Here is a 21,396-nt window from a genome sequence, read left to right on the forward strand (position 1 = left end):
ATAGAATGCAAACCCCAAACACAGATATTTTTGGCAAAGCCATAATTGATTTTTACGAAAATAACTATAGCGAAGACATAATCGTACACTCTTCTATTGCAGAAGATGATGAGATTCCTGTTCCTTATTTATTCCGCGATTTTCAAGAAATGCCACAGCTTGAGCAAACAGCATTAAACCTCGCTACAGGCAGCACGCTTGATGTAGGTTGCGGTGCCGGCAGTCATGCACTTTATCTTAAAGAGAAAGGGCTGGCCGTTACAGCGATTGATACATCACAAGGAGCTACAGAAATTTGTAAAAAGCGCGGAATATCGCGCGTTTTTAATACCAATTTGCTCGATTTTACTGCTCAAAATGCCGATAAATTTGACACGATTTTACTTCTTATGAACGGCAGCGGAATTTTTGAAAGCATTAAAAAATTCCCTCTTTATCTGGAACATTTAAAAACCTTACTTCAGGATGATGGGCAGATTTTTTTAGACTCATCAGACATTTCATATATGTTTGAAGAAGAAGACGGTAGTTACTGGCGAGATGCGGCTCGCGATTATTATGGTGAGGTAACTTTTAGTTTAAGTTATAAAGGAGAACAATCTGCAACATTTAACTGGTTGTATCTTGATTCAGAAACATTGAATAAAGCGGCTAAAAAAGCAGGATTTAATTGTGAAATTATAGCAGAAGGTGAGCATTTTGATTATTTAGCAAAGCTTACTTTACGAAAAGAAGCTACTAAAAATTAACTTTGAAGCTTTAAAAACTGGCTCTAATCAGTGTGTTTTTCTGTTAAAACCAACGTTAAAGCATATTTCAATTTTAAGCTAGATGGCAGGATTTACATACTTTTAGCCAAAATACACCTTATGTTAAAAAAACTGAGTACCCCCAAATTTGTAATTGTATGTTTTATTGCACTTTTAATTACTTCCTGTTCAAGCGATAGTGATTCTGATGTTGTTGAAGGTGGCAGTAACTCAACTGCCGAAAATAAACAAGCTCTTGGTGAGTCTGCACACGATTTTCTTTCTGCAGATGATTTTACAAGTCTCCAGCTTGAAATAGGATATGTTGAGGGTTTTCGCCCAACGCAGACAACTATAAATAATCTCGTACAATTCTTTGAAGACAGAATACACAAACCAGACGGCATTAGCATTAAAGAAACTGTTGTGCCTGCTACTACTCAAGGTACACTAAGTACAGATGAAGTTGTCACCATAGAAAATGATAACCGTACAGAATATAATGCAGGTGATGAACTTGCAGTGTGGGTATTTTTTGCAGATAATAATTCAGAAAAAGATGAAGGTAACAGTGTTGTTTTAGGTACGGCTTACCGCAATACTTCTTGTGTGATTTTTGAAAAGACGATTCGCGATTACAGTAGCTCTGTAAATGGTTCAAACCAGTCGTTAATAGAAAGCGCTACGATAATGCATGAATTCGGGCATTTGTTTGGCCTTGTGAACGTAGGTTCAGAAATGCAACAGGATCATGAGGATAATGAAAATAACAGTCACTGCACTAACGATAATTGCCTTATGTATTATCAAACTGTAAATGATGTTTTTAGCATGACCGGTCTTAGTTCGCTGCCTCAATTTGATGAGTTTTGTTTAGCAGATCTACGCGCAAACGGCGGTAAATAATATTCCAATATCATAAAAAAATAACCTCATTTTAAATTAAAATGAGGTTATTTTTTGGCCAGAATTGAGCGATTTTGACCTCTTTTTAACCGATTTTTAGTAAGATAACAAACAAAAAATCCGCTATCATACCAAAGTATAATAGCGGAAATTCAACCTACATAAAATAAGTCTTAATATTTTTAGTCGAGTACTAAAGTTGTTTGAGCTATAACCTGACCACCGTCAAATACATTGATCTTGTAAACTCCTTTTTCAAAACCATCTCCTTTTGCTGCAATATTCTCGCAGATATCAAGAGCAGTATTTTCGTAATAAAATTTAGACAGCGCGCTGTATGTTACGTTTGTAACGCTATCAATTGCCACTGTTTTATTTTCACCTAAAATATTGTTTTGCGGGTCTAGCACCTGCACATACAATTCTTTATCACCAGGCTCTGCAATTCGGTTTTGTGGTACCGTGTAGCATGCGCGTATTCTGTCTACACGTCTCGCCCGGTCGTTCTCTACCAGTTTACCAGAATTGCGTACTATAACTCCTGTACCAGTTAATTTGCTTGCTGTAAGACTAGAGCCCAAAGCAACTTTCTCTGCAAGGCGATCTTTAATAGAGCTTATAGAATCACGGCGCATTTGCTCTACTTCAAGCTCGTATGTTGTACTGTCTACGCGCATAGCGAGCATTTTATTCATACCTTTTAAAGAGTCATTCTGAGCAAAAAGATATTCACGTTCTTTCTTCAGTTTATAAACCTCATCTCTGTAACGACGCAGAACAGAAATATCTGCTTCCATTGTTTGTACGCTGTCAATCAATGTTTGTATTCTGTCTCTCGCTTGATTAAGGTCTGTGTCTTTTAGGTTGTTTTCTTCAATTACTGCATCGTACTTACTAACCATCTGTTTAAGATCATCTAATACGATTTGTTTTTCTTTTGTTAGTTCTGCCTTTGTATTTTTCTCTTTGTTGTACAATTTAATGGCAAAGGCTCCGGCAACAATAAGGAGCACAGCAAGTATCCCCGTTATTATCTTAATACCAGAATTTTTATTCTCATTTTCCATAAATAAATAATTTGATTAGTGTGGACTTTTACGCCTTACCTGCTTAACGCATTAACACTGTTAAAAGTGTATATATAATCTTGCTTGCCAAAAAAATTAGCTAACATTTAACGTAACATCTTAACAAAGGTATAAAACTTATTTCTGGTTTTTATAAAATCTAATATTATGCACGTATAAATTGATATTCAGGTAGATAACATATAAATTTATCTTTAAAACCAATTTTATTTATCAGTTTTAGCTTTCGCGAAAGCTAATATTGTTTAACAGTCTAACAAACCCCAGAAGAAACCATAAAATCGAAATAATTTCATAATTCTATTAAATCTGAAAATCTGAAGGTAATTTTGGTTTGGGTATATTTGGCAAAACTAAATTCATGAAACCTCAGTATCACAAAACAATTCTGCTATTTGCCATTTTATCATTGATTGCAGCCATTATTTACTTCTTCTCACCTAGTTTCTCAAAAGGTCTTTTTGTAGGATTGGGAGTTGCTGCAGTGATCTACGTTATCCGTGAATTTTTGCCTAAACGAAAATAAGCGAACCAAAAAATCGGTCATAATCAAGTAAAAATCAGCTAAAAGGATCAATTATCTCATTTTAATTTATTTTATCATTTTATGATTTAAAATGAATTATATTGGCATATCTAAATCAATGATTATGAAAAATTTAAATATATCCCCGCTTACTTACATTGTTTCTACTGTAGGAATTTTATGTATCGCTTTTGATCTTATGCCACAAACCTGGGCAGGAGTAATTAGTGGCGTTTTAGCATATAATCTTATGCAAAACCACAAAAAGACAATAGACAAGAAATTAAAACTTGTATATAACCGCGTTAAGCGCTTTTAATCAAAGTAATCTTGTGGGTCAAAGAATTAGAGTAAATCTATTAATTCTTTGGCTTCACTTAGAGCTTTAAATTTAGGGTGATTGATATCATCTTCTACTTCTTCATGCGACCATGTTGTATGAAACGGGATGTGAAAAGCATACCCGCCCATTCCCAGAACTGGTATAACATCAGACTTTACAGAGTTTCCTATCATTAAGAATTCATGAGGCTCAATATCAAGATGCCTAACTAGCTTTTTATACTGCTTCTCCTTTTTATCAGACACGATCTCAATATGATGAAAGTAATCTATAAGGCCAGATTTTATCAACTTACGTTCCTGATCAAGAAGATCACCTTTTGTCGCGACTACGATCTTATATTTTTTTGATAAGTGTTTTAATACATCCTCTATTCCCGGTATAAGTTCAACCGGTTCTGCGAGCATTTCTTTGCCCAGGTCTAGCACAAATTGTAACAAATCGCTATCTACATTTTGCTGTGTAATTTCTTGCGCGGCTTCTATTAGTGAAAGTATAAAACCTTTAATACCGTAACCATATGTACCCAGATTTTTAATTTCGGTATCTAATAAGATCTGTATGATTTCATCCTCGCTATAATTAAGATAGCTCAATTTTTTCGCGAAAGCTTTTTCTGCATTTCTAAATATCGTTTCGTTTACCCACAGCGTATCGTCTGCATCAAAAGCGATGACTTTAATCGTATCTAAATTCACGTGTTTAGCATTAATTATTAGAGCACAAAATAAACAATTGAATATCGTTTTATACTCCTAAAATCTGCTAAAGTATTCTAATTAAGAAATTCATTTAAAATTCAAACTTTCTATAGGTGAGAATTCCATAAAAACTGAATTGTCATTTTTTGAATTTAATAAAAGAAAAGACCTAAAAATCTTAAACTCATAAATCTGTATCGATTTTAAGTTTCATAACCTCGCCAAGGCAGATTATTGTTGTCTTTAACAGCTTCTCATGTTAAGAGATTGTATTTTTAATACCATTATTAAACCAATCTATTTTTTAATTCATTCAAATTTTTTCATGAAAAAACATGTTATAGCAATAATGCTTTGCCTTTTAACGGGTTCATTATTTGCTCAGGAAAATGCCAGGTGGCTGCGTTACCCAAGCATTTCACCAGATGGTAAAACCATAGTCTTTGGCTATATGGGTAATTTGTATAAAGTAAACAGCGGCGGTGGCAACGCGACTGCAATTACCACAGGCGATGCTTATGACATGCGCCCGGTATGGAGCCACGATGGTAAGACCTTAGCTTTTGCTAGCGATCGCTATGGTAATTTTGATGTATACACCATGCCGGCACAGGGAGGTGCTCCCGTAAGATTATCTTTCAATAGCGCTAGTGATTACCCTTACGATTTTACAATAGATAATAAGAATGTTCTTTTTGGCAGCGGGCGTGACGCTCCTGCGAAAAGTGTACGTTTCCCAGGAACGCGCTACTGGCAAAATTTATATACAATTCCCGTAGAAGGCGGGCGCCCTGTTCTGGTTTCTGCTGCAGGTGCAGAAGATGCGCATTATAGTAAAGATGGTTCTACAATAGTTTTTCAAGACAGAAAAGGATATGAAGATCCCTGGAGAAAACATCATACTTCTGCAGTGACACGTGACATCTGGACGTATTATGTCGCTGATGATACCTATAACCAACTTTCAACTTTTAAAGGTGAAAACAGAGAACCTGTTTTTAGTACAGACGGTACTTCAGTTTTTTATTTGAACGAAAAAGACGGCACGCAAAACATCTATAAAATGTCTGTTAGCGGTAGTAATGAAACACAACTGACCACTTTTAAAGATTTCCCGGTGCGTCATCTTAGCATTGCAGATAATGGTACACTTTCATTTACATGGAAAGGTGACATATATACCATGACTGAAAGTAGCCAGCCTCAAAAACTAGATATCGCAGTTATGGATGATGCCGGTTTTGAGCCTGTAAAAAATATGGATATCAACACGGTAACCGAATTTGCTGTGAGCCCCAATAACAAAGAGATCGCTTTTGTAAATCGCGGTGAAGTCTTTGTAACCGGAGTTGATGATTCAAGAACAAAAAGAATAACAAATACGCCAGAGCAGGAACGTATGGTAAGCTGGTCTCAGGATGGTAAAACCTTGCTTTTTTCAGGCGAAAGAGACGGAAGTTGGAATGTTTATAAAGTTAGTATTCAGCGCCCCGAAGAAGATTATTTCTTTGCTTCTACAGTGGTAGACACAAAACCTGTTATCGCTACAGATGCTGAAGAATTTCAACCTCAATATTCGCCAGACGGGAAGAAAATAGCTTTTATAGAAGAACGCAATATTCTTAAAGTTCTTGATGTTGACAGCGGTAAAAAAACAACGATACTGCCTGAAGGTCACAACTATTCATACAGTGACGGCGACTGGAAATACAAGTGGAGCCCAGACAGCCGCTGGCTTATGGTAGATGATCAAAAAGGATATTTCTTCAACAATAACACGGCCTTGATTAAAGCTGATGGAACCGGCGACATTTTTTATCCTGTAAATAGTGGTTTTGGCGAAAGCAATGCAAAATGGGCTATGGAAGGTAAAATGATGACGTATGAAAGCAGCCGGGAAGGAAGAAAATCTCTTGCTAATCAAGGTAGCTCTGAAGATGATATCTACGCTGTATTTTTTGACCAGGAAGCTTTTGATAAGTACGAACTGAGCAAAGAAGAGTTCGAACTTTTAAACGATCGCGAACAAAAAGAAAAAAAGGAGCAGGAAGAAAAAGAGGAAGCAGAAAAGGATAAGAAAGACAAAAAGAAAAAAGATAAAGAAGAAGTAAAACCGCTTAAACTTGACTTTGACAATCTTGATATTCGCAAAGAAAAGTTGACTATTAACAGCTCCAGCATCAGCGATTATGTGCTGAATAAAGACGCGAGCAAAGTCTATTATCTTTCTTCTTTTGAAAAAGGATATGATCTTTGGGTAACAGAACCCAGAACACGTGAAACTAAAATTCTGGCCAAATTAGGAGGCAGCCCAAGCGGAATCGAAATTAGCGATGATGACAAAACGCTTTTCCTAAGCAATAATGGTAAGCTGGTAAAAGTAGATGCAGAAAAAGGCGAGGTTACAAATATTGCTATTTCAGGAGATATGGTGCTCAACCCTTCTGCAGAACGCACGTATATGTTTAATCATATCTGGAGACAGGTGACTAAAAAATTCTACGATCCCACCATTCATGGTATTGACTGGAAAATGTATCACGATGAATATGCTCAATTTCTTCCGCACATCAATAACAATTATGACTTTCAGGAATTGTTAAGTGAATTGCTTGGCGAGCTAAACGCTTCTCATACAGGAGGTCGTTACGGCGCTAGTAGCGAAAATGGGGATCACACGGCTTCCTTAGGTTTATTATTTGATGAAGATTATCAGGGCGAAGGCATAAAAGTCACAGAAGTAATTGCCGGCGGACCAACAGATAACGCTAAGAACAAGATAAAAAGTGGCGATATTATCACAGAAATCAACGGAGAAGCCATAAAATCCGACGAAAACTGGAATAAATACCTCAACAATCTGGAAGATAAAAATGTCTTACTTACGGTAAAAAATGGCAGTTCTACTTTTTCTGAAACCATAAAACCTATTTCTATGGGAGAAGAAAGCAGACTCATGTACAAGCGCTGGGTAAACATGATGGAGCATAAAGTTGACTCTTTAAGTAACGGTCAGCTGGGTTATGTGCATATCCAGGGTATGAACGACAGCAGCTTTAGAGATGTTTTTGAAAATGCTTTGGGTAAGAACCTGAATAAAAAAGCGCTAGTGGTAGATACTCGTTTCAACGGTGGCGGTTGGTTACATGATGACCTCAACACCTTTTTAAGCGGTGATCAATATTTGCAGTTTGCACCTCAGGGTAATCTGGTAAAAGGTGGCGAACCTATGACGCGCTGGAGCAAACCCAGTATCGTACTGATGAGCGAAGGTAATTACAGTGATGCCTTTATTTTCCCTTATGTGTATAAGCAAAACAAAGTAGGTAAATTGGTAGGAATGCCGGTTGCAGGAACAGGAACTGCCGTCTGGTGGGAGCGCCAGATAGATCCTTCTATTGTTTTTGGAATTCCTATGGTTGCGACAATTGGTGCCGAAGGAAGACCTACAGAAAACCTGGAGCTGGAACCAGATATCATGGTTCCGTTACCTTATAAAGCTTTCCTTAATGGTGAAGACACGCAACTACAAGCTGCAGTAAAAGAATTACTTAAAGAAGTGAAATAGTTAAGGAACTTCACTTCTCTTTGCGAAATAAAAATTACAATGAGCCGCTCTAATTTTGAGCGGCTTTTTATTTATTCAGAATTCATAACCCGTTAAAGTTCGTCACCTTGAACTGTTTCAAGGTACCATTGTTAATTACTGATTTTTCTAAATGTATGTGATGCTGAAACAAGTCTAGCATGACGTTAATCAATAATCAAATTCTTAAATTACATAGAATTGAAATCCATTAGAAGAATTAAATAAAGCAACTCATGAAAGATTCATACGATTTAGAGCGATTTATAAAAGCGCAAGATCATTCTTATGAAACAGCTCTTAATGAAATAAAAAACGGCAGAAAACAAAGTCATTGGATGTGGTTTATCTTTCCGCAATTTAAAGGCTTAGGTCAAAGTGCCACCTCAAAACAATATGCTATCAAAAGCAAAGAAGAAGCAAAAGCTTTTTTTGATCACGCAATTTTAGGTCCGCGTCTTGTAGAAATTACTAATGCACTTTTAGAATTAAAAGGATTAACAGCCCATGCAATTTTCGGAAGTCCGGATGATCTAAAATTAAAATCGTGCATGACACTTTTTACCGCAATTCAAGAAAAAAACACATGTTTTCAAGAGGTTTTAGATAAATATTACGCTGGAAAACAGGATGATAAAACATTAAAGTTGCTTGAGGAAAATTAATAATTGACCATTTTTCCAATAAAAACAGACCGATTTTTCCGTTTTTTAAGCCGATTTTGTGCCAGTTAGGGAGGTTTTTAAAAGCGTAATTAGCTAATGGAGTTTTCTTCATGTTGAACTTAATTCAACATCGCATCTTTAATCTGAGGAATCAATTAACTTCTTGTATGAGTTCAAGGATGTGGCATTAGAAAACTTTGTGAGCATTAAAGGCAGGTTTTTGATGATTTTAAATAGATTTTCCCCTCATTTCAGGAGGTTTTTTGATGATTTGTAACCATAAAAAACAGAATCTTTTTTCATACGCCTTATCTTCCCATAGCATCGAATAATGTTTAAATTCGTAAGAAATAAAAACACATAGCCAAGTGTCTGTTAACTTCAGAACATATTTAAAAGAAACCGGTGGTTTACCTGAAGCTCATTATGATCAACTAGCTTCCTCTTTACAAGTTAAGACAATAAAAAAGGGAGAGATTTTATCTAGTCCCGGTGAAATCTGTAAATATTCTTTTTTTGTTGAAGAAGGTCTTCTGCGATCTTATACTGTAGATGAAGCTGGTAAGGAGCATATCATTCAATTTGCGCCTGAGAATTGGTTTATCAGTGACAGAAGTAGTATTTTATTTGATGAGCCTTCAGAGTTTTATTTAGACGCTGTAGAAAATACGACCGCGGTAGTTGTTGACGAAAATTTCTTAAAGAATGCTATTGAGTTAAGTGCAACTTTTCGAGAAAACAATAATAAACTGCTGCATAATCACATCCGCCATCTGCAGAAAAGGATAAATCTATTGATTGGCGCTTCCGCGGAAAAGCGTTATCTCAATTTCATCAAACTTTATCCTGATCTTGTGATGCGTGTTCCCCAGTGGATGATCGCTTCCTATCTAGGAATCACTCCTGAGAGTCTAAGCCGAGTGCGTAAAGAACTGGCTGCTAACAATTTTAAACCTACTCTTTAGATATAAGAAAACTTATTTCTTACCATACATCAATGCCACTTATTTGCATTGTTCCTTCCTTTGCACAACAAATTAAAAAGGATTTTTAAACAATAAAACCAAAAACAATGGCAACAAAAACAAAGTGGTTAATAGACGCGACACACTCAGAGATCAATTTTAAAGTAAAACACATGATGATCTCTAACGTAACCGGTCATTTTGAAAAATTTGATGGTTATGTAGAAACGGAAACTGACAGTTTTAAAGGCGCTGAATTTAGTTTTGTAGCAGAAATTGATTCTATAAATACAAAAAATGAACAGCGGGACACGCACTTAAAATCAGATGAGTTTTTTGATGTTGCAACTCACCCACAACTTAAATTCGTTTCCAAATCTTTTGACGGTTCTAATCTTACAGGTGATCTTACAATTAAAGGTGTGACTAAAGAAGTTACGCTTGATACAGATTTCAACGGAATCGCAGTAGATCCTTACGGACAAACAAAAGCTGGTTTTGAATTGCAAGGATCATTAAACCGCACAGATTTTGGACTTACATGGAGCGCCGTAACTGAAGCCGGAAATGTTGTTGTAAGTGATACAATTAAGCTTATTGCAGACATTCAGTTTGTAAAACAATAAGCTAAAAGTAAAAAATAAAAAAGATTACTAATTCTAAATAATAAAACCTACAAGGAGGCCTTCGGCTACACCTTGCAGGTTTTTATTTTAGACAAAGACCGTCATGCTGAACTTGTTTCAGCACCGCATCATACTTTAAATAAATATATGAGAACCTGAAAGCCGTTCAGGTTGACAGCGGTAACTAATTTTTTGTGAACTCAATAGATTTAGTTAGTCCTAAATCACAATAAAAAAACCTGCACGATCATAACGATTGTGCAGGTTTTTTTTCGTTGATAAAACCCTAATAACTTTATTATACCATACCGTTATAAAACATTACTTTTATAACGTTGATAACCAATAGCTAATACTCTCTAAAAATAATTAAGGTTTTTGAAGAAGTAAAAGATTGGAATTATATTTACATCCTATTAATTTCGGTAAGGAAGCATCCGAAAAAAACCGAGATAGTCCTAATATCTCGGTTCTATAAAATTGCTTCCGTAACAAATTTGAGTCAAAAATGGAAGCAGTGTATTTAACATTGTTACTTATTTTCTTAATCATATCAGCAATCTGCGTATTGATTGCGATTAGAAAAAAGTAATTACGCATTTATTTAATCAGGTTGCCGGATTACCGTTGTCTCTGGTTCAATTGACCCGCTTTGTGGATGAGGCGGGTTTCTTATTGCTTTTAACCCTTTTAATAATATAACAAATATAAATAATTTTACGGTACCCTAATAATTCAATTAGAATAATTGCATTATATACTTATAAATCAGTCTGATTATATAAAACTACCTCACCAACTTCTTATATTTAATACGTTTTGGCATGAGATCTCCACCAAGGCGTTTCTTCTTATTTTCTTCATAATCTGAAAATCCACCTTCAAAGAAATAAACCTGACTGTCACCCTCAAAAGCGAGAATATGTGTACAAATTCTGTCTAAAAACCAACGGTCGTGAGAAATAACAACTGCACAACCTGCGAAATTCTCCAGTCCTTCCTCAAGTGCTCGAAGTGTGTTTACATCAAGGTCGTTTGTAGGCTCATCCAGCAACAGCACGTTGCCTTCTTCTTTTAAGGTCATTGCAAGGTGAAGTCGGTTACGTTCGCCACCAGAAAGCATAGATACTTTTTTATTTTGTTCGCTTCCGCTAAAATTGAATCGGCTTAAGTACGCACGGCTGTTTACCTGCTTACCTCCCATCATAATAAGTTCCTGCCCATCACTAAAGTTTTGCCAGATACTTTTTTCAGGATCAATATTAGAATGTGATTGATCTACATATGCGATTTGCGCAGTCTCACCAACTTCAAAAGTCCCTTTATCAGGCTCAATTTCGCCCATTATCATCTTAAAAATTGTGGTTTTACCAGCACCGTTAGGACCAATAATCCCAACAATTCCCGCCTGCGGAAGATTAAAATTTAGATCTTCATAAAGCAGCTTATCGCCAAAAGCCTTACTCACACCTTTAGCCTCGATTACGTTTGTCCCTAAACGTGGCCCGTTAGGTATGTATATCTCCAGCTTTTCATCAGTTTGTTTTTGATCCTGACTTAAGAGTTTATCGTAATTACTTAAACGCGCTTTTTGTTTAGCCTGTCGACCTTTAGGCGCCATACGCACCCATTCTAACTCACGTTCAAGTGTTTTTTGACGCTTGCTTGCTTGTTTCTGTTCCTGCGCCATACGCTTAGACTTTTGTTCTAACCAAGAAGAGTAATTTCCCTGCCAGGGTATTCCTTCTCCCCTATCTAATTCTAGAATCCAGCCTGCAACATTATCAAGAAAATAACGGTCATGTGTTACCGCAATTACTGTGCCTTTATATTGTGCCAAATGATGCTCTAGCCAGTGTACACTTTCTGCATCAAGGTGGTTAGTAGGCTCATCAAGAAGCAAAACATCAGGTTCCTGAAGTAAAAGTCGGCAAAGTGCAACACGTCTTCTTTCCCCACCAGAAAGAACTCCTATTTTTTGATCTGCCGGCGGCGTACGTAAAGCATCCATCGCGACTTCCAGTTTATTGTCAAGTTCCCAGGCATCACGTGCATCGATCTCATCCTGTAGAACAGCCTGACGATTCATCAGTTTTTCCATCTTATCAGGATCAGAATATACTTCTTCAAGACCAAACTGATCATTGATGCTATTGTATTCATCAAGAATAGCAACCGTTTCTGCAGCGCCTTCTTTTACGATCTCAAGAACAGTTTTCTCATCGTCAAGTTTAGGCTCTTGCTCAAGATACCCCACAGTAAATTCTTTATCTGAAGTAACATCGCCCTGGTAGTTTTTCTCTACTCCTGCAATGATCTTTAGTAAAGTAGATTTACCAGAACCGTTTAAACCTAGGATACCAATTTTGGCTCCGTAAAAGAAGCTTAAATATATATTCTTTAAAACTGGTGTATTTGCTCCGGGATAGGTTTTAGAAACCCCAGACATTGAAAAAATTACTTTTTTATCGTCAGCCATTTTGCTTTTAAATTTTTATAAGTTGAAGAAATGATTAGACATGAGGCTTTCACCTCATTAAATCACAACTGCAAATGTCCTAAAATTTGGTGACAAAAACAGGATGATTATAAGGCATTACAAAATAAAACCAAGGTTTAAATCAAGATTTATGTAAACCCAAAAGTCTCAGAATAATTACCAGTTGCCCCGTGTGATAAGCGCTGTGCTCAACAACAAGCATTAGTTCCCGCAGCAAAGTTTGATCTTCACCATTTTTAACCGGTTGCATCAACTTATCAGGAGAATCTGAAATGAATTTAACCAGATCATCCCGGTCTCTAAAGAAACTGTTCTTTAGGTTTTTCCACTCATTTTCAGTTTTAGGTGCCTGCTCTTCTGGCCAGTAATCGTCTGGCCATTTTGATTCCTGATAATCATCTGCCACGCAGAATTGCAGAATATCATGCTGCGCATAACGCATGTGATAAAAAATCTCATAAAAGGAATACGGCAAACCATGTGGCCGCTCGCCCAATTTGTCAAAAGTTATTTCGTCAAGAAAAGTTTTAATCGGTGAGAAAGCCTCACCACCTTCCAGATGTTTTACAAGTCGTTTAATAGTCTCAGCATCCATATTCTCTCTTTTTAATTGTTAGTTAATCATACCCTGCCTTTAAGCGCATTAAAAACCCATGCGATGGCAAAAAAACCTATCCCAACCGCGGCAAAACCGTAACCTGCTACATCTTTATAGCGTATTGCGCCTAAGGCAATTAAGCCTAAACCTACAACAATCATTATAAAAGTAGCCCAGCCCAGCACTGTATTTTTATTCATCATTATTCATTCTTTTATGGCGCCTCAGAGGGTATAAAAAATCTGATTTGCGACTTGTAGCATTTTATTTAGTTCGCATGTTTGCCGCCCATGAGTTACAAATATCGCTATTTCTTATAATTATACCTACAGAGAACGACAGCGAATTCGTATTTTCGTCTGGACTAAAAATTTTGCGTTAAGGATTGAAGCAAGCTACCGTGTAGCGCTGAAAGCCTGACCTCAGGGCTTTTATAAGTCCTGAGGTAACGCCCAAATACATATCATGGATATCAACTTCAATAAAAACGAAGATCACAATAAAATGCTTGTTTCAGATATGAAGCAACGCTTTGCGAAAGTTAAACTTGGCGGTGGTGAAAAACGCATTGCCAAACAGCATGAAAAAGGCAAATTGACCGCTCGCGAACGCATCGATTTTTTGCTTGATAATCCCGAAAAATCAGTCGAAATAGGAGGTTTTACAGGTGAAGGCATGTATGCTGAACATGGCGGTTGCCCCAGCGGTGGCGTGGTGGTGAAGATTGGTAAAGTATCAGGGAAGCAATGTATCGTAGTAGCTAACGATGCTACCGTAAAAGCCGGGGCGTGGTTTCCCATTACTGCCAAAAAGAACCTGCGCGCTCAGGAAATTAGTATAGAAAACAGATTGCCTATCATTTATCTGGTAGACAGTGCCGGGGTTTATCTGCCCCTGCAGGACGAGATCTTCCCAGATAAAGAACATTTTGGCCGCATTTTTCGCAATAATGCTGTGATGAGCAGTATGGGCATTACCCAGATTAGCGCGATTATGGGCAGCTGTGTTGCGGGCGGTGCTTACCTGCCTATTATGAGCGATGAGGCGATGATTGTAGATAAAACCGGAAGCATTTTTCTTGCAGGCAGCTACCTGGTTAAAGCGGCAATAGGCGAAAGCATTGATAATGAAACGCTGGGTGGCGCAACCACGCATTGCGAAATTAGCGGTGTTACTGATTATAAAGCGACTGACGACAAGGATGCATTGACACGCATCAAGAATATCATGGATAAAATAGGTGATTTTGAAAAAGCGGGCTACAACCGTAAAAATCCGGTAAAACCAGCTCAAAATCCGGCAGAAATATACGGTTTACTTCCGCGAAAGCGTAGCGATCAATATGATATGATGGAAATCATTACCCGTCTCACAGATAACTCTGAATTTGAAGAATATAAAGCCGGTTATGGCCAGACGATCATCACGGGTTATGCACGTATAGACGGCTGGGCTGTGGGTATTGTGGCCAATCAACGCAAGATCGTTAAAACGAAAAAAGGCGAGATGCAATTTGGCGGAGTGATCTACAGCGACAGCGCAGATAAGGCAACGCGATTTATAGCTAATTGCAATCAGAAGAAGATTCCGCTGGTATTTTTACAAGATGTTACCGGTTTTATGGTGGGCAGCAAAAGTGAGCATGGCGGCATTATAAAAGACGGTGCAAAAATGGTAAATGCGGTGAGCAATTCGGTTGTGCCCAAGTTTACGATTGTTATTGGAAATTCTTACGGAGCCGGTAATTATGCCATGTGCGGCAAAGCTTATGACCCACGGTTAATTGTTGCATGGCCATCGGCAGAGCTTGCTGTAATGAGTGGTAACAGTGCTGCCAAAGTTTTATTGCAAATAGAAACTGCTTCGTTAAAAAAGCAAGGAAAAGAAATAACGCCTGAAGTTGAAAAAGAGCTTTTTGATAGAATAAAAGCAAAATATGATGAGCAGGTTTCACCATATTACGCCGCTGCACGATTATGGACAGACGCGATCATAGACCCTTTAGACACAAGAAAATGGATCTCTACGGGCATCGAAGCTGCAAACCATGCGCCTATTGAAAAACAGTTCAACTTAGGAATTATACAAGTGTAATTTTAACATGTAAAATATCTCATGTTTAATAAAAAATTAAATTAACTTGTTTGCGAAATCCCCTAATTAAAACCACATGCGTTTATGGAATAAGTCAAAGGCAAAACCTGGCAAAGGATTACCATTAGAGCCTTTTTTTGAACTTTCGCATGACTTTTTATGTATCGCAGGCTACGATGGCTTTTTTAGAAAAGTGAATCCCGCTTTTCAATCACTTTTAGGCTATTCTGAAAAGGAGTTGATGTCAAGACCTATTTCTGATTTTATCTATCAGGAGGACAAAGAAACTACTGCCAAGTTTAGAGAAAGCCTGCTGAATAATATTCCGCTTCTAAATTTTGAGAATCGCTATGCTACAAAAGAAGGTGAGATTGTCTGGCTCTCGTGGACATCTGTGGCTATTCCTGATAAAAAACTGGTTTACGCTATTGCGAAAAATATAACACATCTTAAAAAGCTAGATCAGGAACGCAACCTGCTACTGACAGATCTCACTAAGATAAATAGCGACCTTAAGCAATTTACCTATACAAATTCGCATGATCTGCGGTCACCTGTTAGTAATTTACTGGCTGTCTTTGAATTGCTTGATACTAATAACATAAAAGATGAAGAAACTCTTAACCTTTTAGAATTATTACGCCTATCTGCAGAAAGTTTAAAAGATACCTTAAATGAATATGTAGACACACTTATTGAGCGAGATCATCAAAATGCATCTGTTACAAATCTATGTCTGGAAGCCACGCTCAGCACCACGCGGCAATCAATAGGTTCTCTTATTAGAAATTCAAAAGCACAATTTATAGTAGATTTTTCTGAAGTTGAAGAAGTTTCCTTCAACAAAAATTATCTTGAAAGTATCTTTCTGAATCTCATCACTAATTCTATAAAATATGCCAAACCAGATGTTAAACCTATAATTACGATAATTTCAAAAAAAGGAAATGGCTGTAATTTACTTATATACAGCGACAATGGTCTTGGCTTTGACATGCAAAAAGTGAAAGATAAAATATTTGGTTTACACCAAAAATTCCACAATCATATTGACAGCAAAGGCATTGGCCTGTACCTTGTTTATAACCACATAAGAAGTCTGGGTGGGAATATAAATGTGGAAAGCGCTCCCAATGAGGGAACGACTTTCACCATTTCATTTAAAGCTTAACCCTTATTTGCTTTCCAGCAGAATAGGTTTCTCGGCTAGTTTTTTAACTTCATCCAGAACTCCCCATTTTTCAAGCAGCGGTTCTTCAAGTGATTTTTCACGAAATTCATCTGGTGTCATAATTGGTATACCATAAATTATAGGATAATACCTTTTGCATTTTGGGCAGGTTAATAATCCTTCCCTAATTTCCTCATTTTCATCCTGCATAAAAATGCGCACATTCAAGTCTTGCTTATCAATTGGGCAACACAGTTTATTTAAAAATGACTTTTTCATAATTGTAAATTTTTTAAGGCTTTGGTGTATTCCCGGGTTTCATTTTCAGGTGAATCTGAACTCATAATTCCCGAAATAACAGCCACGCCTTGAATATTTAAATCTTTAAAATTTGTAATTTTTTCCGGATTGATCCCTCCGGAAAGGAAAATAGGTTTTGAGGTAATTTTCCGCGCTTTTTTAATTGTATCGAAACTCACGATCTCACAACTGGACACTGAAGCCGATGGGTACATCGCACAAAAAGAAATATAATCACAAGCATTTTCTTCGGCCCATTTTATTATTTCGAGATTGTTAGAACATGTGATTCCAAAAATTGCTTGTTCAGCAATATCGGCCTGAATGGCATCAAAATCGGGTGGAATGGCATCAAAATGCACTCCGCCAAGCGAGGTTTTTTTCACCAGTTTCCATTCTTCATTGATCAATAGCGGAACCTGATATTTTGCAGTAATTGTCGATATTTTGTCAATTAAACCGATTTTTGAGTCTAAATTGGCGTTTTTTTGCCAGTTATTCCAGATCTGCACGAGCGAAACTCCGCCTTCTAAGGCTGCTTCTAATTTTGACAAAAGAAGTTCTTCGGTCATTGCAGGGTCTACGACCAGATAAATTCCTTTTAATTTCTGAGCTGCTTTTTTCATTTTCTGATTGTCAAATTATTTGTGAATTTCTTCTCCGTCATGCCGAACTTGTCTAGGCATCTCATACATCTACGAAAACCAAAATCTCAGAATGTGACCCTTATACTCACTTCGGCAAGCTCAGTGTGACAATTCAGGATGACGATACTTTTATGATTGTATTCTAAAATAGATTTCATTTTAATTCCTTTTTATAGGCTGTAAAAAATGCTTCCCAGTATGGATCAGTTCCGTCGAAATAGATTTCTTTTTCGATTCCATTTTCAGCGATCTTAAAACCCGCGGATTTCGGTGTAATTTCGCCTAAAGCTGTAGCTTTTATTCCATTTTCATCCAGATGGTTGATTAACTTTTGCTCAACTCCTTTGTTGACGATCATGATCATTGACCCCGCACCAATGCAATAGCGATGATCTATTTTAAAAAGATCGCAGATTTGCTTCTGGGATTCACCCACCGGGATTTTTTGGTTATCAATAATAAATCCGCACCCGGAAGCCTGTGCCACTTCGCTTATCGCTCCTATCACTCCACCTTCGGTTACATCGTGCATGGCTTTGAGTTCGTTATTCGGTTTTAGAATTTTGGTGGCGAGCAAAGCTTCTTTTAAAGAAGAAGTCTGGTAAAAATTAGCTTCCGCCTGTTTATAAATTGCTGTACCCAATTCCTGAATTACCGTTTCCGGAAAGCTCTTTGCCAGAATTGAGGTCGAACTTAACGCGCTTTCTTTCGTGACAACGATAACATCTCCTGCTTCGGCATTATTACTCGTTAAAATCTCGTTTTTAGGTGCGGTTAAAAACATCGTCCCTCCACCAGAAATGGTAGAATTCTGTCCTTCTATTTGCCCGGTATGCCCGCCAGTAATCGCGACACCTATCTCTTCACAAAAAGTGTGTATGTAGTTCCAGTATTCCTGAAAATCAGCAGCGCTTAAACTCACCGGAAGATTGAGCACAAACTGCGCAAATTGAGGAGCAAAACCGGTTGTCGCCATATCATTTGCAAGCAGATGCACAGATAACCAGGCTGATTCCTTCAACCCAAGAGATGGAATCAATGACAAAGGATCGCTTGAAACGGCCATAGCTTTCCCGTCACCCAGATCAATAATTGCGGTATCCACACCAAATTTTGGCCCGGTGATTACCTCATCCCGCTTATAGCCACATTTGGGCAGCAGAATATCCTTGAAACTAGTTGCTGAAATCTTTCCGAAATTATTTTCAAACGCGCTCATTCTACATCATTTAATTGCACATGCAAACCGAAGAAATCACCGTAAGTCATATTCCATTGCTGTACGGGAAACCATTTTGGCAAACCAGTCGTCTTCCAGGTAATGGTATAATCGCGGCCTTTTAATGCTTCGTCAATCACTTTTGTAAGTGTGTGCGGAGTGTAGAAATTTGCAGTCACATAAAACGGATTCTTACCAAAAGCCTGCTGCACTCTTCGTCTTATGAGCTTAGTGGTATTTCTGTTCATCATACCAAAAATGATCCCGTATTTCCCCACGCGCACAGCTTCCCGAATTACAGCGACCGGATCTTTGTAATATTCAAACGTGGCAATAAATGCCAGTACATCAAAGGTGTGGTCTTTAAACGGCATGTGGTGAGAATCTGCCAAAACCAGGTCACCATCGAAAAGGTGTGCGCCCTGCCCCAGCATAAATGGCGAAATATCGCCGCCGCTGGCCTCTATACCAATCTCATGCCACCAGCGGGTGAAACGTGTGGTACCGCAGCCAAATTCCAGTAGGGTTTGTACACGTTCATCCTTTTTAATTAGGGAAGCGAGTATTTTTTTTTGCCAGACTTCTGCACGTTTATATGGACCTTCATAATACAATTCATACGTGTCTGTATGCTCGCGGTTAAAAAACCACTCATCCCTGCCCTGCCACTTCTGCAGATTTTTAGTGACCAGGTCAAATTTTTGTTTTTGTAATTCGTTCATTTCAGGTGTTTTTTATTTTAAAACGACCCGACTTTCAAAATAAACAGATAGGAGAAAAAAGCGCTGAACACGCTTTTAAAAGATTTTACTTTCCTACGCTGGCATTATCCAGATCAGGTTAAACGGGTGTAATCTCAGCAGAAAATCTGCACCCCGAGTATGACACTAAATTACAAAAATTAAATACAGTCTTATTAAAAAGCCTTCTCAAATTTATCGAGAAGGCTTTCAAGTAAAAACAACACTAAATCAATCAATTAACTTTGAATTTAAACATATTGTCGTTCATATAATTTTCAGATCTAAATAGGGTTTAATGTGAACGAACAACTTCTTCTTCAGCTATTGGCTCTACATAACCTTTAGGTGGTTTTTTGTGCCAGTATGAAGCTAGGATAGAACCGGTAATATTCATCAACGGACCAAAAACTGCCGGAGCCAAGCCCATTGTGGCGATCTTCCCTACAGAATTGGCAATCGCAGAAGCTAGTCCGCCGTTTTGCATCCCCACCTCAATAGCGACTGTACGCGCATCGCGTTCAGGCATTTTAAAAAGTCTGGCAAACCAATATCCCAAAGTGTAACCAAATAAGTTATGTGCCAAGACAATAAGAATCAACAAAGCTCCTATATCTAAAAGACTATCTCTACCCGCAGCGGTAATTACAACAATGATCAAAGCAATACCTACCATAGAAACGATGGGCATGGCTTTATCCATCCATTTGGTTTTGCCATGAAAAAGCTTATTAAAAAGAAGACCTGCTCCTATTGGGATTATGATCATTTTTGCGATACTCCACATCATCGCCAGCACATCAATCTCTATAAATTCACCCGCAAGAAATTTCATTAAAACCGGAGTAAGAAAAGGTGCCAGCAATGTTGCGATTGAAGTAATTGTTAGTGAAAGTGCAAGATTTGCTTTCGCTAAATAGGCCATAACGTTAGAAGCTAGTCCGCTGGGAGAACAACCTATTAAAACGATACCTGCAGCGATTTCTGGTGGAAAATCACTGATTTCTGCCAGAGCAAGACCCATTATAGGCATGATTGCAAATTGCGCTACTACGCCAATTAGAACCCCTTTTGGAGTTTTAAAAACCGCCATAAAATCCTTTCCGCTCATAGAAGTACCCATACCAAACATAATGATCTGAATAAGCGGAGTAATTAAATTTGTCAACTTGAAATCCCCCACTTGAATAAAATAAGCAGGATAATACATGGCCATTGTTACAGCCGCAAAGATCATGGTTGTATAAACGAAACCTTTTAGCGCTTCATAACCATTAAACCCGAGAGCGAGGAATACGAAGAAGGCTATTAACAGAGGTCCGCCGGAATCTATGTTTCCCGTTAAAGCCATACCCAAATAAATAATGAGTAAAATAATGGCTAAGCCTATAAAAATGGAATACTTATTTACGTTTTTCAAAATAATTATCGTTTAAATATTAGCGGATTTTCGTTCTCCCAGAGCGATTTTATGCCTAAAAAATCAGATTTTAAATGCCTGACGGCCGAGTAATTTCCATCTACCATCCTGCTTTTGAAAGATTAGCATATTACCTATATGAATATGAACAGGATCTCCAGAATTAAGCGCTTCAGAATCAAAAACCTGACGTACTATAGCCGTATTCCCAGCCATGGTTATACTTTGGTTAGAAATATCTATAGAAGTGAAATCATAAGACCCATGCAGCAGATCATCTATAAATTCTTTTTTGTTCTGCACTTTCCCACTGGAATGGCCGTAGCTCAACTCATCTGCAACGATTGCGTCAAGTGATTCCTGAGTGGGATCAATAATCGCAGCATTTAGCGTCTCAACTGCTTCAGTAAGATTCTGCTGACTTTTTACGGATGATGTTGAAGTGGCTGTTGATACTCGCGGAGTTTCTTTTGCTTTCTTCTCAGTTTCTTCACAGCCAGTTATCACAAGGCATATAAGAAGTGAATAAAAAATATATGTAGTTTTCATCAT

21 protein-coding genes and 1 riboswitch are annotated in these 21,396 nt (G+C 37.6%); of the genes, 10 read left to right on the forward strand and 11 right to left on the reverse strand.

From position 1 onward, the window contains the following. Positions 1-5: 5 nt before the first annotated feature. Positions 6-749 (forward strand): class I SAM-dependent methyltransferase, encoded by a 744-nt coding sequence (locus ACH3PA_RS02520; RefSeq protein WP_416440796.1) that lies wholly within the window; start codon positions 6-8, stop codon positions 747-749. Between the two features lie 120 nt (positions 750-869). Continuing rightward, positions 870-1,655, forward strand: a complete 786-nt coding sequence (locus ACH3PA_RS02525; RefSeq protein WP_416440794.1) for a membrane metalloprotease — start codon at positions 870-872, stop codon at positions 1,653-1,655. Between the two features lie 182 nt (positions 1,656-1,837). Here the strand turns inward: ACH3PA_RS02525 and ACH3PA_RS02530 are convergent, their stop codons facing one another. After that, complete coding sequence (locus tag ACH3PA_RS02530) at positions 1,838-2,722, reverse strand: hypothetical protein (protein ID WP_416440792.1); 885 nt, start codon at positions 2,720-2,722, stop codon at positions 1,838-1,840. 382 nt (positions 2,723-3,104) lie between these two features. Here ACH3PA_RS02530 and ACH3PA_RS02535 point away from each other — a divergent pair, with 382 nt between their 5' ends. Both ACH3PA_RS02535 and ACH3PA_RS02540 read left to right on the forward strand, forming a co-directional pair. Next, on the forward strand, positions 3,105-3,269 hold the full coding sequence (locus tag ACH3PA_RS02535; protein WP_416440790.1) for a hypothetical protein: 165 nt from the start codon (positions 3,105-3,107) through the stop codon (positions 3,267-3,269). A 124-nt stretch (positions 3,270-3,393) separates the two neighbouring features. Further along, positions 3,394-3,588, forward strand: coding sequence for a hypothetical protein (locus ACH3PA_RS02540; RefSeq protein ID WP_416440788.1), 195 nt, complete (start codon positions 3,394-3,396; stop codon positions 3,586-3,588). A 26-nt stretch (positions 3,589-3,614) separates the two neighbouring features. On the opposite strand, the gene ACH3PA_RS02545 is transcribed toward ACH3PA_RS02540, so the two are convergent. Beyond that, the gene (locus tag ACH3PA_RS02545; protein WP_416440786.1) at positions 3,615-4,310 is read right to left on the reverse strand and encodes an HAD family hydrolase; all 696 of its coding nucleotides are present in this window, start codon (positions 4,308-4,310) and stop codon (positions 3,615-3,617) included. Positions 4,311-4,638: 328 nt separating this feature from the next. Between ACH3PA_RS02545 and ACH3PA_RS02550 the strand changes: the two genes are divergently transcribed. From ACH3PA_RS02550 to ACH3PA_RS02565, 4 genes are all read left to right on the forward strand, one after another. After that, positions 4,639-7,881 carry a S41 family peptidase gene (locus tag ACH3PA_RS02550; RefSeq protein ID WP_416440784.1) on the forward strand — a complete coding sequence of 1,081 codons (3,243 nt, stop codon included), beginning with the start codon at positions 4,639-4,641 and terminating at the stop codon, positions 7,879-7,881. A gap of 254 nt (positions 7,882-8,135) precedes the next feature. Beyond that, positions 8,136-8,564, forward strand: a complete 429-nt coding sequence (locus ACH3PA_RS02555; protein ID WP_416440782.1) for a DUF1810 domain-containing protein — start codon at positions 8,136-8,138, stop codon at positions 8,562-8,564. Positions 8,565-8,932: 368 nt separating this feature from the next. Further along, positions 8,933-9,529: a Crp/Fnr family transcriptional regulator gene (locus ACH3PA_RS02560; RefSeq protein ID WP_416440779.1), complete on the forward strand. Its 597-nt coding sequence runs from the start codon at positions 8,933-8,935 to the stop codon at positions 9,527-9,529. A gap of 107 nt (positions 9,530-9,636) precedes the next feature. Next, entirely contained in the window at positions 9,637-10,155 is a 519-nt protein-coding gene (locus ACH3PA_RS02565; RefSeq protein WP_416440777.1) for a YceI family protein, read from the forward strand. Between the two features lie 787 nt (positions 10,156-10,942). Here ACH3PA_RS02565 and ettA read toward each other — a convergent pair. From ettA to ACH3PA_RS02580, 3 genes are all read right to left on the reverse strand, one after another. Next, positions 10,943-12,634: an energy-dependent translational throttle protein EttA gene (gene ettA / locus ACH3PA_RS02570; protein ID WP_416440775.1), complete on the reverse strand. Its 1,692-nt coding sequence runs from the start codon at positions 12,632-12,634 to the stop codon at positions 10,943-10,945. 142 nt (positions 12,635-12,776) lie between these two features. Further along, the gene (locus ACH3PA_RS02575) at positions 12,777-13,250 is read right to left on the reverse strand and encodes a DinB family protein (protein ID WP_416440773.1); all 474 of its coding nucleotides are present in this window, start codon (positions 13,248-13,250) and stop codon (positions 12,777-12,779) included. Between the two features lie 26 nt (positions 13,251-13,276). After that, positions 13,277-13,453, reverse strand: a complete 177-nt coding sequence (locus ACH3PA_RS02580) for a CAL67264 family membrane protein (RefSeq protein ID WP_416446684.1) — start codon at positions 13,451-13,453, stop codon at positions 13,277-13,279. A 265-nt stretch (positions 13,454-13,718) separates the two neighbouring features. Between ACH3PA_RS02580 and ACH3PA_RS02585 the strand changes: the two genes are divergently transcribed. Both ACH3PA_RS02585 and ACH3PA_RS02590 read left to right on the forward strand, forming a co-directional pair. Then, on the forward strand, positions 13,719-15,347 hold the full coding sequence (locus ACH3PA_RS02585) for an acyl-CoA carboxylase subunit beta (RefSeq protein ID WP_416440771.1): 1,629 nt from the start codon (positions 13,719-13,721) through the stop codon (positions 15,345-15,347). A 76-nt stretch (positions 15,348-15,423) separates the two neighbouring features. Continuing rightward, the gene (locus ACH3PA_RS02590) at positions 15,424-16,518 is read left to right on the forward strand and encodes a PAS domain S-box protein (RefSeq protein WP_416440769.1); all 1,095 of its coding nucleotides are present in this window, start codon (positions 15,424-15,426) and stop codon (positions 16,516-16,518) included. Positions 16,519-16,521: 3 nt separating this feature from the next. Here the strand turns inward: ACH3PA_RS02590 and ACH3PA_RS02595 are convergent, their stop codons facing one another. The 6 genes from ACH3PA_RS02595 to ACH3PA_RS02620 all read right to left on the reverse strand — a co-directional run bounded on the left by ACH3PA_RS02595 (position 16,522) and on the right by ACH3PA_RS02620 (position 21,396). Beyond that, positions 16,522-16,797, reverse strand: a complete 276-nt coding sequence (locus tag ACH3PA_RS02595; protein ID WP_416440767.1) for a Trm112 family protein — start codon at positions 16,795-16,797, stop codon at positions 16,522-16,524. Then, entirely contained in the window at positions 16,794-17,444 is a 651-nt protein-coding gene (locus ACH3PA_RS02600; protein ID WP_416440765.1) for a thiamine phosphate synthase, read from the reverse strand. Before ACH3PA_RS02600 ends, ACH3PA_RS02595 begins: the two co-directional genes overlap by 4 nt. Positions 17,445-17,619: 175 nt before the next feature. Then, positions 17,620-18,684 carry an AIR synthase family protein gene (locus ACH3PA_RS02605; RefSeq protein WP_416440763.1) on the reverse strand — a complete coding sequence of 355 codons (1,065 nt, stop codon included), beginning with the start codon at positions 18,682-18,684 and terminating at the stop codon, positions 17,620-17,622. Further along, positions 18,681-19,406, reverse strand: a complete 726-nt coding sequence (locus ACH3PA_RS02610; RefSeq protein WP_416448412.1) for a class I SAM-dependent methyltransferase — start codon at positions 19,404-19,406, stop codon at positions 18,681-18,683. The genes ACH3PA_RS02605 and ACH3PA_RS02610 overlap by 4 nt, the downstream gene beginning before the upstream one ends. 73 nt (positions 19,407-19,479) lie before the next feature. Beyond that, positions 19,480-19,572: riboswitch (TPP riboswitch) on the reverse strand. A gap of 147 nt (positions 19,573-19,719) precedes the next feature. Then, positions 19,720-20,844, reverse strand: coding sequence for a bile acid:sodium symporter family protein (locus tag ACH3PA_RS02615; protein WP_416440760.1), 1,125 nt, complete (start codon positions 20,842-20,844; stop codon positions 19,720-19,722). A gap of 63 nt (positions 20,845-20,907) precedes the next feature. After that, positions 20,908-21,396 (reverse strand): nuclear transport factor 2 family protein, encoded by a 489-nt coding sequence (locus ACH3PA_RS02620; RefSeq protein WP_416440758.1) that lies wholly within the window; start codon positions 21,394-21,396, stop codon positions 20,908-20,910.

Source organism: Leeuwenhoekiella sp. A2 (assembly GCF_047946655.1).
Classification (GTDB): domain Bacteria; phylum Bacteroidota; class Bacteroidia; order Flavobacteriales; family Flavobacteriaceae; genus Leeuwenhoekiella.

What these genes read in the sequence shown, in the direction of transcription:
- ACH3PA_RS02520 (WP_416440796.1), top strand. Translation starts at nt 6, where the DNA reads ATGCAAACCCCAAACACAGATATTTTTGGCAAAGCCATAATTGATTTT.
- ACH3PA_RS02525 (WP_416440794.1), top strand. Translation starts at nt 870, where the DNA reads ATGTTAAAAAAACTGAGTACCCCCAAATTTGTAATTGTATGTTTTATT.
- ACH3PA_RS02530 (WP_416440792.1), bottom strand. Translation starts at nt 2,722, where the DNA reads ATGGAAAATGAGAATAAAAATTCTGGTATTAAGATAATAACGGGGATA.
- ACH3PA_RS02535 (WP_416440790.1), top strand. Translation starts at nt 3,105, where the DNA reads ATGAAACCTCAGTATCACAAAACAATTCTGCTATTTGCCATTTTATCA.
- ACH3PA_RS02540 (WP_416440788.1), top strand. Translation starts at nt 3,394, where the DNA reads ATGAAAAATTTAAATATATCCCCGCTTACTTACATTGTTTCTACTGTA.
- ACH3PA_RS02550 (WP_416440784.1), top strand. Translation starts at nt 4,639, where the DNA reads ATGAAAAAACATGTTATAGCAATAATGCTTTGCCTTTTAACGGGTTCA.
- ACH3PA_RS02555 (WP_416440782.1), top strand. Translation starts at nt 8,136, where the DNA reads ATGAAAGATTCATACGATTTAGAGCGATTTATAAAAGCGCAAGATCAT.
- ACH3PA_RS02565 (WP_416440777.1), top strand. Translation starts at nt 9,637, where the DNA reads ATGGCAACAAAAACAAAGTGGTTAATAGACGCGACACACTCAGAGATC.
- ettA (WP_416440775.1), bottom strand. Translation starts at nt 12,634, where the DNA reads ATGGCTGACGATAAAAAAGTAATTTTTTCAATGTCTGGGGTTTCTAAA.
- ACH3PA_RS02575 (WP_416440773.1), bottom strand. Translation starts at nt 13,250, where the DNA reads ATGGATGCTGAGACTATTAAACGACTTGTAAAACATCTGGAAGGTGGT.
- ACH3PA_RS02580 (WP_416446684.1), bottom strand. Translation starts at nt 13,453, where the DNA reads ATGAATAAAAATACAGTGCTGGGCTGGGCTACTTTTATAATGATTGTT.
- ACH3PA_RS02585 (WP_416440771.1), top strand. Translation starts at nt 13,719, where the DNA reads ATGGATATCAACTTCAATAAAAACGAAGATCACAATAAAATGCTTGTT.
- ACH3PA_RS02590 (WP_416440769.1), top strand. Translation starts at nt 15,424, where the DNA reads ATGCGTTTATGGAATAAGTCAAAGGCAAAACCTGGCAAAGGATTACCA.
- ACH3PA_RS02595 (WP_416440767.1), bottom strand. Translation starts at nt 16,797, where the DNA reads ATGAAAAAGTCATTTTTAAATAAACTGTGTTGCCCAATTGATAAGCAA.
- ACH3PA_RS02600 (WP_416440765.1), bottom strand. Translation starts at nt 17,444, where the DNA reads ATGAAAAAAGCAGCTCAGAAATTAAAAGGAATTTATCTGGTCGTAGAC.
- ACH3PA_RS02605 (WP_416440763.1), bottom strand. Translation starts at nt 18,684, where the DNA reads ATGAGCGCGTTTGAAAATAATTTCGGAAAGATTTCAGCAACTAGTTTC.
- ACH3PA_RS02610 (WP_416448412.1), bottom strand. Translation starts at nt 19,406, where the DNA reads ATGAACGAATTACAAAAACAAAAATTTGACCTGGTCACTAAAAATCTG.
- ACH3PA_RS02620 (WP_416440758.1), bottom strand. Translation starts at nt 21,396, where the DNA reads ATGATGAAAACTACATATATTTTTTATTCACTTCTTATATGCCTTGTG.